The organism is Thermodesulfovibrionales bacterium (assembly GCA_035622735.1).
Classification (GTDB): Bacteria; Nitrospirota; Thermodesulfovibrionia; order Thermodesulfovibrionales; family UBA9159; genus DASPUT01.
Genome location: DASPUT010000109.1, coordinates 1 through 9,823 on the forward strand (window position 1 = coordinate 1; position 9,823 = coordinate 9,823).

Annotated in this window: 11 protein-coding genes; 5 read left to right on the top strand and 6 right to left on the bottom strand. The window is 49.6% G+C overall.

Going from position 1 to position 9,823, the window contains the following annotated elements; translation table 11 throughout:
• Window positions 1–116 precede the first annotated feature (116 nt).
• Window positions 117–983, top strand: coding sequence for a M28 family peptidase (locus tag VEI96_06285; protein HXX57591.1), 867 nt, complete (start codon window positions 117–119; stop codon window positions 981–983).
• On the opposite strand, the gene VEI96_06290 is transcribed toward VEI96_06285, so the two are convergent.
• From VEI96_06290 to VEI96_06300, 3 genes are all read right to left on the bottom strand, one after another.
• Entirely contained in the window at window positions 978–1,286 is a 309-nt protein-coding gene (locus tag VEI96_06290; GenBank protein HXX57592.1) for a cytochrome c, read from the bottom strand. The two genes, VEI96_06285 and VEI96_06290, sit on opposite strands and share 6 nt — an antisense overlap.
• A gap of 87 nt (window positions 1,287–1,373) precedes the next feature.
• Window positions 1,374–1,739: a hypothetical protein gene (locus tag VEI96_06295; protein HXX57593.1), complete on the bottom strand. Its 366-nt coding sequence runs from the start codon at window positions 1,737–1,739 to the stop codon at window positions 1,374–1,376.
• Window positions 1,740–2,274: 535 nt separating this feature from the next.
• Window positions 2,275–3,489, bottom strand: coding sequence for a hypothetical protein (locus VEI96_06300; GenBank protein ID HXX57594.1), 1,215 nt, complete (start codon window positions 3,487–3,489; stop codon window positions 2,275–2,277).
• A gap of 549 nt (window positions 3,490–4,038) precedes the next feature.
• Between VEI96_06300 and VEI96_06305 the strand changes: the two genes are divergently transcribed.
• The 4 genes from VEI96_06305 (at window position 4,039) to tyrS (ending at window position 7,608) form a co-directional block, all read left to right on the top strand.
• Window positions 4,039–4,278 (top strand): cupin domain-containing protein, encoded by a 240-nt coding sequence (locus VEI96_06305; protein HXX57595.1) that lies wholly within the window; start codon window positions 4,039–4,041, stop codon window positions 4,276–4,278.
• A 239-nt stretch (window positions 4,279–4,517) separates the two neighbouring features.
• Window positions 4,518–5,180, top strand: a complete 663-nt coding sequence (locus VEI96_06310; GenBank protein ID HXX57596.1) for a hypothetical protein — start codon at window positions 4,518–4,520, stop codon at window positions 5,178–5,180.
• A gap of 114 nt (window positions 5,181–5,294) precedes the next feature.
• Window positions 5,295–6,173: an alpha/beta hydrolase gene (locus VEI96_06315; GenBank protein HXX57597.1), complete on the top strand. Its 879-nt coding sequence runs from the start codon at window positions 5,295–5,297 to the stop codon at window positions 6,171–6,173.
• Window positions 6,174–6,360: 187 nt separating this feature from the next.
• The gene (gene tyrS / locus VEI96_06320) at window positions 6,361–7,608 is read left to right on the top strand and encodes a tyrosine--tRNA ligase (protein ID HXX57598.1); all 1,248 of its coding nucleotides are present in this window, start codon (window positions 6,361–6,363) and stop codon (window positions 7,606–7,608) included.
• 143 nt (window positions 7,609–7,751) lie between these two features.
• Here tyrS and VEI96_06325 read toward each other — a convergent pair whose 3' ends face one another.
• The 3 genes from VEI96_06325 to VEI96_06335 form a co-directional block, all read right to left on the bottom strand.
• Window positions 7,752–8,105: a CZB domain-containing protein gene (locus VEI96_06325; protein HXX57599.1), complete on the bottom strand. Its 354-nt coding sequence runs from the start codon at window positions 8,103–8,105 to the stop codon at window positions 7,752–7,754.
• Window positions 8,106–8,326: 221 nt separating this feature from the next.
• Window positions 8,327–8,632: a hypothetical protein gene (locus VEI96_06330; GenBank protein HXX57600.1), complete on the bottom strand. Its 306-nt coding sequence runs from the start codon at window positions 8,630–8,632 to the stop codon at window positions 8,327–8,329.
• 202 nt (window positions 8,633–8,834) lie between these two features.
• Window positions 8,835–9,823, bottom strand: a 989-nt coding sequence (locus tag VEI96_06335; protein ID HXX57601.1) for a uroporphyrinogen-III synthase, incomplete at its 5' end; no start/stop codon positions are given.

Sequence of the window (9,823 nt, forward strand, 5' to 3'; positions counted from 1 at the left end):
ATTAACACACCTCAAATCTCAATGAAGGCCGGGAAGACAGAAGAGGAACAAGGCAGCTCCGGCCAAAGCCTTTACGCCTTCGGGCTTATTCCTTATACTTTCTTATACGGGCATTCATGATGGAGAATATAGAGACCAATCTCAGGGCGACCGTCAAATACCTCTCAGAGGAAATCGGACAGCGGAGCTATCTCGATCTGAAAAAGCTGAACAGCTCTTCTGACTTTATCGAAGAGCGATTTCGTCTCTACGGTTGTGCCGTGGAAAGACAGCCCTTCACCTATGAAGGCAATACCTACTACAACATTATCGGAGGGGTGGACAGTCGAAGGGATATGAGAGAGGGTACGCTCGTGATAGGCGCACACTACGACACCGTTGTCGGCACACCCGGCGCGGACGACAATGCAAGCGGGGTGGCAGGTCTCCTCGAACTCGCGCGACTTCTCTCCTCAAGTCCGGCTCAAGGGAATATCTCTTTCGTCGCCTTCAGTCTGGAAGAGCCCCCCGTTTTTCTTACGTCGAGGATGGGGAGTCACGTCTATGCCGAAAGCCTTCATAGTCGGGAGGTAGAGGTTCGCGGGATGATTTCCCTTGAAATGCTCGGATACTACTGTGATTCAGAAGGCTGCCAGTATTATCCTTCTTCGCTTTTCAAATTACGGTATCCCGACAGGGGCAATTTTATCGCCTTTGTCGGAAACAGGTCATCACGGGCATTCACACAGCGACTGAAAAAGGCTTTTATGGCCGTATCTTCGCTACCCGTAGAATCCCTGAACACCTTCTCTTTTGTGCCCGGAGTCGATTTCTCAGATCACCGGAGCTTCTGGAAGTTCGGCTACCCTGCCTTCATGATAACGGACACAGCCTTTTACCGAAACCCAAACTACCACGGACCGGCAGATATGCCGGAAACCCTCGACTACAAAAAGATGGCAGACCTCGTTGCGGGGCTTTTTAAAGCCCTTATGCAGCTATGACTTCAAATATTTTATGAGGGCCTTTATCTGCCTTTTCGACAGCTTCTCATGGGGTGGCATCCCCGGATTGGGGGAATGAGACCGGGGAGTTCTTATCTGGTCTCTGATCCATTCATCGCTTCGCCTCTTCGTAACATCCGTAAGGTCGGGTCCGACCGCGGCACCCTTTCCTTTGAACGTGTGACAATTTATGCAGCGTTCTCTCGTGAAAAGGATAGACCCGTCAGGGGTGCCCGTGACAGCCGTGATGACGACAAGGAAGAGGATGGAGAGGATAGCCAAGGTTACGATCGCTTTGATCATACGTACACTTCCCTCTTCCCGTTTCCTCTTTACGGACAGATTGCCGATCATCTCATTTTCGATCATGATAATGATAATCTGAGGCTATTATCTCCCCGGGATCTTCTTTCTCTGCGGAAATAGCTCGATCATCAACTTTCCCGTCGCGACGCCGAACGCATCGAGGGGGTTCGCTTTGCAGTAATTCTCAAGCCAGACCATGAGACTATCAAAATCTTTCGTACCGACGATGTCGTAGGTTTCTTCGCTCCCTGTATTGAAGCCGGAGATGTAGCCCCCTACCCAATGATGATAAGACAAATCAGCGGCATCCTTGCGATCCTGAAGGAATTTTTCGCATGTCTTGCTCCCTATCCCGTAGACAGCCAAATTCCCCTGCTTGTCCCTGGCAGCAGCGAGTTCCATCGTCGCCACCATGAGCACGAAGAACAAAAAGATAATCCCCAGTTTCATTGATAGGAGCCCTCCTTTCGGAAAGATCACGCCCTAATCATAAATATTGTATCAGACCGAACGGGAGCACGGAAGGACCCTCTGGCAGGTTTGGCCGAAAAGCCGCGGTACATACTCCGACGGCCTTTTGATGATCCAAGGCCTTTATTGGAAGATCTCGTGAGGCTTGCTTCCTCGCACCGATAGACATGTTATAAGGGGAGTGAGGCAGGATGAGAATGAACAACACACCGTTCGGGTATCCTTCAGAGACATTCACCTTTGGCCATCAGCACGAATGAATGGCTGTGATATTCGGACTTCCAAGCGTCCGTTCTCGTGTACACCGTCCAACGTCATCTTGCCTGATAATAATAGCGTAATTATATTAATCCGCGCCTTTTTTTACAAGCTTCACCCGCTTTTAAGGTAACCCTGGTTTTGGGATAAGTAGCGCCTGAAAATCTGCACCCGCAGCACGGCCGGTCGAAAGATATTTTCGCAAGTTAATGAGCGAACGGAGCGTATGCAGCTTTTCGGAAAGCCCAAGACAATATTAGCTGCCGTCTGACAGCGCTACAGCCAAAACAGGTATAGAAACAAATACGGGGACAATAAATAAATAGCTATAAGGAATCTGAATGAAATCGTAAAAGAATGCAAGGTAGATCTTCAGGCCGGCTAAGGCAAATATCTTGTAATCAATATCCTCTTTGAATTTAAGAAAGAGCAGCCCTAGAATCCCTATGACCATTACTGAAGCAGCTAAATGAAAAATTTGCAGAATTCTTAATCTCTTCGCCAACGCCCCATTCAGGTAATCATAAAAAAAAGAAGCAAAACCAATTCCTCTAAAAAGGTGATAGGGCTTATCTGTCGAAGCTTGCCATTCTTTGACTTGCCATTCAACCGTCGCCGCCGTTGTGTAACCTGCATGCGATCTTAGAAAGATAGAAGGCTTTTTGACGAGGAAAGGAACTCCGTAAATCAAAATAATACCCAGCACGGCTACTGCTGCAATGACGAAAGCATTCTTTCTTTTTTCTGATAAGAAAATTATGCCCAGATATAATGGTACCCAAAGAATTAGCGAATATCTGGAGAGCAGGCAGAGTAACAATCCTAACCCTCTTAGGAAATTTGACTGAGAAAAAATAGTCAAGGACAGAATCAAATAATAGGCGGCAATCAACGTTTCAATGCTTATGCCAAATGCCTGAGGGTCATACTTTGTAAGCGCTAGAAGCGTAAAAAATGGAAGAAACCATAGACAGCCGATTCTTACCGGGGAAGCAGTTCTTCTTAGAACATAAACTCCATAGAAAGCGAGAGCGATACATAACACCACAAAAGCAGTCCATCGATAATCAAAGTGAAGCACTTCCGAAATTATAAAGGGCATCCATTGTAAGGGTAGATAGGCTGGGAACGCCTTATATCCCCACTCAGAAATTACTTGGTAAGGAAACTCGTTGTTGAGCAGTCTCTTTACCATTACGGCTATGATGGGAATAATATCGGAATATTTCACATCAATTCTGTAGTTGGCGAAGAGGCTGGTCAAAGCGATAGAAGTTATACCTATCCCTGCCGTCAAGTATCCCACCAACATAGCTCTTTTCCGTACCGGTATTTTATAGGGCTCACTGGATTTGTTCTTCCTTTCTAAAAAAGCAAGCCTTATGCCACCAAGACCGATTGTCAGGGAAGCAACAAAGAAGACAATCGGACTAAGATGAGGACCAAACCGGCCTCTCAAGAAGGTTATCATTCCGACTTCTAGCACGTAAGCTAGTAGGATTATTATGCTCGTGAAACGTTTGCTCATGGAACTAGTACCGGAAGGCAAGTTACTGGAAACGAATGGTGGAGCTGATTGGGAGCGAACCTACGACCTCTTGAATGCCATTCCTTGCTCCCTTCTTCCCCCATAAACAATATTCTATTTAGTCCAAATATTCGTGTCAATGAAAATGAATGATTCGACTTGCTTCTTCTGCCCTCCACAGTAAGGTCGAATGCGACATGTCCTCAAAATTCTCTTTGCGCTGGTGTGTAATGGTTTGCAATGGTTTTTATCGGGAAGTAGTACTGTGCCATAATGGTTTCAGTCTCACTTTTGTCGGTGGCGTCAAGCCAACGGACAGTTAGGCAGGGATATCTCATCTACCTTCAGGAATATCCGGAGGATTGATCCGCATGTTTTGACATAGTACGTTGAATGAAAGGAGGGACCATGAGCTTTTTTGTTGAAAAAGACTTGCGTGTGAAACAAATCCTTGAGGGTATCGCTTTGAGGGTTATATCGGGGGAGAAAACCATGATGACTTTTTTTGAGTTCGAACCCTATGCTGTGATACCGCCGCACAAACATCCTCATGAGCAGATTACCTATGTCATCGAAGGTGAGATGGAATTCACCGTTGAAGACAGGACCAGGGTCCTCAAGAAAGGGGATGGAGTAGTCATCCTTGCTAACCAGGCGCACCACGTGAGAATTCTTGACAGACCTGCAAAGGCAGTGGACGCATGGTATCCCCGTAGAGAGGATTATCTGTAAATCCAAAAGGTTTGAGAATATTGTGATGGTCTTTCCGAACCGAACGGCTTCGAGCTCTGATATAATTGCACATAGCACAACCGGAATTATGTGAGAGGAATGGCTTGTTCCTTCACTGGCTCTTTCTTGAGGGCAACAGAGATAGATTTCGCGGCATTCTCGCAGAGGCAGTTACGTGGCGTGTCGGCCCACTCGCTCTGCACATGAATATTTCGCAGCTGCAATAAGGGAGACAATAGATGTTCATCGGTCATTTCGGGTTGGCATTCAGCGCCAAAGCCGCAGCGCCCAAGACGTCACTGGGAAGCCTCTTTCTGGCATCCCAGTTTATAGACCTTCTCTGGCCGTCTCTTCTCCTCTTGGGCTTCGAGCGTGTCCGCATCGTGCCCGGCATCACCACGGTGTCGCCCCTCGATTTCGAGTCTTATCCCATTTCTCACAGCCTTGTTGCCGTTATGGTCTGGGCTCTGCTCTTCCGAATAATCTACCGTAGCATCAAGAAGTACGACCGTGGTGCGCTTGTTGTTGCGTTACTGCTGATGAGCCATTGGTTCCTCGACCTCATTGTTCATCGGGCTGACCTTCAGCTTGTACCCGGAAGCGACATCCGGGTCGGTTTCGACCTGTGGGCATCGCTTCTCGGCACCCTCGCTGTTGAGCTGCTCATCTTCGCTGTGGGGGTTCTCTTGTATCTTAGGTACACCGTTGCAAGAGACATGATCGGGAAGTGGGCCCTGTGGACTCTCGTTATCTTTCTCGTGGCTGCCTATCTCGGAAATATGTTTGGCCCACCTCCCCCGAACGTGACATCATTGGCGTGGGTGGGTCAAGGGCAATGGCTTCTCATTCTCTGGGGGTATTGGCTTGACCGGCATCGCCAAGCATCTATCATAGAGCGGTGAACTGACCTTCGTCCTTGAGTTTTGGGGAACTATCAAGCGATATGCTATTGTTGTTCAAGGCTTCATGGAAAGACCGCGAGTAATAGAAATGTGGGAGCAAAGTGAAGAAGAGATATGAAAGATACGAATAGTAAGCTATTAGCTACATCACGTGGGCCGGTTGAGTACATGGATACGGGGAATGGAGAGGTCGTGCTTTCTCTTCACGGGGCGATGGGCGGATATGATCAGGCGCACACCCTTGCACGTACCATTGGCGAAATAGATCATCGATATTTGGCTCTTTCTCGCCCTGGGTATCTCGGAACTCCGATTGCGGCAGGAAGGACGCCCGAGGAGCAGGCGGACCTTTACGCCGAAGCCATCGATCTGCTCCATATAGGGCAAGTCATCGTATTCGCTATTTCGGGAGGTGGTCCAAGCGCGATTCACTTTGCTCTTCGCCATCGTGACAAGTGCCGAGGACTTGTGCTGGTTTCAACCTTGGGTGGTCGAGCGAACAACAAAATACCGCCCTTTTTTCATGTTTTGACCCTCCTGGCTGGATGGCCGGCATTTGTAAGAATAATGCGGAACAGGACCGAATCGAATCTGAAGCAAACCCTGAGTCGTTCCATATCCGATCCGGCCATTTTGGAAAGAACGCTTATGGATGCCGATGCAATGGCCTTATACAAAGAAGTGACAATCGGAAGTTTTTACAGGATGGCGGAGCGGATTAAGGGAACCAGGAATGATATAAAAATATCCCGGACGAGGACTTACCCTTTAAAGGATATAGCAGTTCCGACTCTCGTGATACACGGCACGGAAGACCGACTGGTCTCGTTTGAGGAGCACGGTATGCGTCTTGCGACGGAGATTCCCGGTGCAGAATTGTTCGCGGCAGAAGGCGGTGAACATGTCACGATCTTTACGCATCGCAGGGAAGTCCAGGAAAGAGTTTCTGCATTTGTTCATGGCTTATATGGAAGCAAGTATCAACACGAATAGCGGGCTCCAGCCCGGAAATGGTCGTGCAATCGTCATTCCGCAAAGGTCAACAGGTAATCGCAGGCCCCACCTTGCTCAACCAGCCCCCGGACGACGTATGCGTCCAGGACAAGACAGTGAGAAGCGGGCCGCGCGTTACCCGTGCATAATTGACGTATCTCGTCTCCCCGGTTTATCATAATCACCTATGTTGGAACCGGACAGGCAACTGGAGATTATTAAGAGAGGCACCGTCGAGATAATCCTCGAAAGCGACCTCATCCGCAAACTCGAAAGATCCTATGAGAAAAAGAAGCCGCTCGTTGTGAAGGCCGGCTTCGACCCGACCGCACCGGACATCCACCTCGGTCATACCGTCCTTCTCGAGAAGATGCGGCAGTTTCAGGAACTCGGGCATGAGATAGTCTTCTTAATCGGTGATTTCACAGGGATGATCGGGGATCCGACCGGAAAGAGCGAGACGAGAAAACCGCTCACAGAAGAAGAGGTACTGAGGAACGCCGAGACATACAAGACGCAGGTCTTTAAGATCCTCGATCCTGAGAAGACGCGGATACGGTTCAATAGTGAATGGCTCTCAAAGATGAAGACGATGGAACTCGTCAAGCTCGGGGCGATGCAGACCGTAGCGAGGATGCTCGAACGGGAGGATTTCAAGAAGCGATACAGGAACCAACAGGATATCAGCATACTCGAATTCTACTATCCGCTGTTCCAGGCCTATGATTCTGTGGCCCTGAAGGCTGACGTGGAACTCGGCGGTACGGACCAGAAGTTCAACCTCCTCATGGGGAGGACGATGCAGCGGAAGATGGAGATGGAGGAGCAGGTCGTCATCATGATGCCCCTGCTCGAGGGACTTGACGGCGTGAACAAGATGTCGAAGAGCCTCGGGAACTACATCGGCATCGACGAGCCCGCCTTTGCCTACGTAAAAGGAGAGGCGACCGGCATGTTTCCGAAGATCATGAGGATACCGGACGGCCTGATACTCCGTTACTATGAACTCCTGAGCCATATCTCTCTCGATGGCCTGGAAGACCTTAAGAGGCAGAGCGAAGAGGGCTCCTTCGACCCTCTAAAGGCAAAAAGCGATTTTGCGATAGAGGTCGTGACGCGGTATCACGGACGTGAGGCAGCTGAGAAGGCTCGGATAGAATTCGAGCATATCAAGGCGAGGGAACTGCCGGACGATATCCCCGAAATTACCGTGACCCTTGGTGGTCCTGGCCAGGCGAGGTCTCCCTGGCTCCCCCAGATCATGAAAGACGCGGGCCTTGCGAAAGGGACAGGCGAGGCGATGAGGCTCATCCAACAGGGAGGGGTAAAAGTTGATGACAAAGCTGTTGCGGATCCCAATATCCTGTTCGAAAGAGGTGAGCACGTCATTAGGGTCGGAAAGAGAAGATTTCTCAGAGTGAAGGTTGAGGGCTGATCGCCCTCCCGTAAGACAACATTTTCTTCATCGTCATTAAGCGGCATTGCCCTCGACGAAAGGGCCTTGGTTCTTCTGTCAGACCGCCCGCGGTTACGTCATTTCTGTGGTGAATAACCTCCATGCGGTCTTGCATGAGAAATCTAATTCTTCCCTACGCTCTTCATCGTATTCAACAGGGAAAGAAGCTTCATGCTGCCTGCTTCCATGTTCTTGAATTCCCGAAAAGCGGCACGATCATCACCTGCAAGCTTGAGCTCATAAGCGCGCTCGGCAGCTTTATGGAGCTCGGTGTGCACTTTCCTAATTTCTCGTATTTCAGAATCGGCGGCATATTTCATGATTTCTTCGGAACAGAGCCATCGCCCGAACTTGCAATCATCCGGAGAAATATATTCCGCCTCAGTGACACGTCCCTTCCCGTCAAGAAATTTCCTCAATTGGACTTTCCATTTTATGTGGTAGAGCATCGCCCTAGCGTAAACACGTGCCTTCATGATCCTAACCCGCTTTCTTTTCCTGTCTGCCTTCTTGATTCTTTTATAGCAAAGGGCAGGGGGAAAAACAATTGGAAGAAGTTCCTATTTTCGAGCAAAAATCTTCTTATGAACGAATTCGCAAAACGACAGCTTTTCGTCGCAGTTCTGATTGTGATAACGCAGTGCGAAACAGGAATAAACGGCCCTATTTCGTGAAGGATTCTATCTGTCCCGGACGGTCAGGACGAAATATCCTGGAGAAGTTGAAATCTGGAATATTCCTCTTCTTTTACTATCTTATAGAAATCACAGTATATACACGCCTTATATTTCTTCGCGTATGTGCCCTGAAGGGCTCCGTTACAAAATGTTCCCACGATAAACCAACAGGCCCTGCCGCCATTTATGCCGCCGTGCATACCATTCAGGTTTTCCGCCGTCGTCGCCGGACAGACACCGAGATCATGCATATGATCGCCACCCGGCTCTCTCCCGCATCCCTTGAATTCCCAGCAGTTCAGTTTTCTTATCTTTTTCTTCTTCACGGCGACGATTCCTTTTAACCTCTAGGCTATTTCGCACCTCCAGCATCACACAGAACGTTTCACCATGTCAACTAGTTAATCGTCACCAGAGATTACATAGTATTCAAAAATTGATGCCGAGAGGAAGAGTCTCGAAGCACATTGCCGCACAGCAGAGCGGCTTTCCGAAATTTCAGGAATCGAAATAAGCTGGTCAACGTTTCTACAGACCGGGGGTCGGGTCATCTTTGCTCCCCGCCTTCACCCTGACAATTTCCGATACCATCGCTTCTATGGTCGATTCTTCAGGCATGATGTCGACCCTGAGACCGGCCTTTTCTACGGCCCTCTTCGTCACCGGCCCGATGACCGCGATGGTTATTCCCTTTAAGAATTCGTAAGCCTCGCTGCCGACGATCTCGACAAAATTGGTGAATGTGGCGGCGCTCGTAAAGGTCGCGACCGTGACCCTGCCCTCCCTGAGGAATCTCTTGAGCCGCCTCCCATGAATCTCCGGTTTCACCGCGCGGTACGCGTCGACGACGTCGATCTCCCCGCCGAGTTTCCTCACCTTTTCCGGGAAAAGCTCACGCGCGACCTCAGCCCTCGGCAATAAGAACCGGGACCCTTTCAGGCTCGTCTCTCTCTCGCCGGCTGCCCGCCCCTTCAGGAATACCTCGACCAATCCCTCCGCATGGAACTCTGCCGGTATCAGATCGACCTTCATCCCGGATCGTTCTATCTCAGCCGCCGTCTTTGAACCGATGGCGCAGATCTTAATACCCTTTAAATCCCGTATGTCTCTGCCGAGTTCAAAGAACCTCTTGAGGAAATATCTCACCCCGTTTGCGCTCGTGAGGATAATCCAGGTATAGGTCGTGATTCTCTCGATCGCGGCATCAAGTCCGGCGTAACTCCTCGGAGGAACGATCTCGATCGTCGGAAATTCCAGTATCTCTGCACCGAGATCTTCCAGGGTTTCAAACCCTGTGGCATGTTCTCTCGTTACAAGTATCCTTTGGCCGAACATCGGCTTGTTTTCATACCATGTGAGGCTCTCCCTCAGCCTCACCACTTCTCCGATGACAACCACGGCGGGAGGCTTTATCTCCTTATCCTTTACCTCCGAGACGATATCCCTCAGAGAGCTCACGATAGTCTTTTGGTCTGGCCTTGTCCCCCATCGAACCACGGCCACCGGCGTGCCGGGGT

Bases quoted from the DNA above. Each gene is read 5' to 3' on its own strand.
- VEI96_06290 (HXX57592.1), bottom strand. From the start codon at position 1,286: ATGATCAAAGCGATCGTAACCTTGGCTATCCTCTCCATCCTCTTCCTT.
- VEI96_06310 (HXX57596.1), top strand. From the start codon at position 4,518: ATGTTCATCGGTCATTTCGGGTTGGCATTCAGCGCCAAAGCCGCAGCG.
- VEI96_06325 (HXX57599.1), bottom strand. From the start codon at position 8,105: ATGAAGGCACGTGTTTACGCTAGGGCGATGCTCTACCACATAAAATGG.
- VEI96_06315 (HXX57597.1), top strand. From the start codon at position 5,295: ATGAAAGATACGAATAGTAAGCTATTAGCTACATCACGTGGGCCGGTT.
- VEI96_06285 (HXX57591.1), top strand. From the start codon at position 117: ATGATGGAGAATATAGAGACCAATCTCAGGGCGACCGTCAAATACCTC.
- VEI96_06300 (HXX57594.1), bottom strand. From the start codon at position 3,489: ATGATAACCTTCTTGAGAGGCCGGTTTGGTCCTCATCTTAGTCCGATT.
- VEI96_06295 (HXX57593.1), bottom strand. From the start codon at position 1,739: ATGAAACTGGGGATTATCTTTTTGTTCTTCGTGCTCATGGTGGCGACG.
- tyrS (HXX57598.1), top strand. From the start codon at position 6,361: ATGTTGGAACCGGACAGGCAACTGGAGATTATTAAGAGAGGCACCGTC.
- VEI96_06305 (HXX57595.1), top strand. From the start codon at position 4,039: ATGATGACTTTTTTTGAGTTCGAACCCTATGCTGTGATACCGCCGCAC.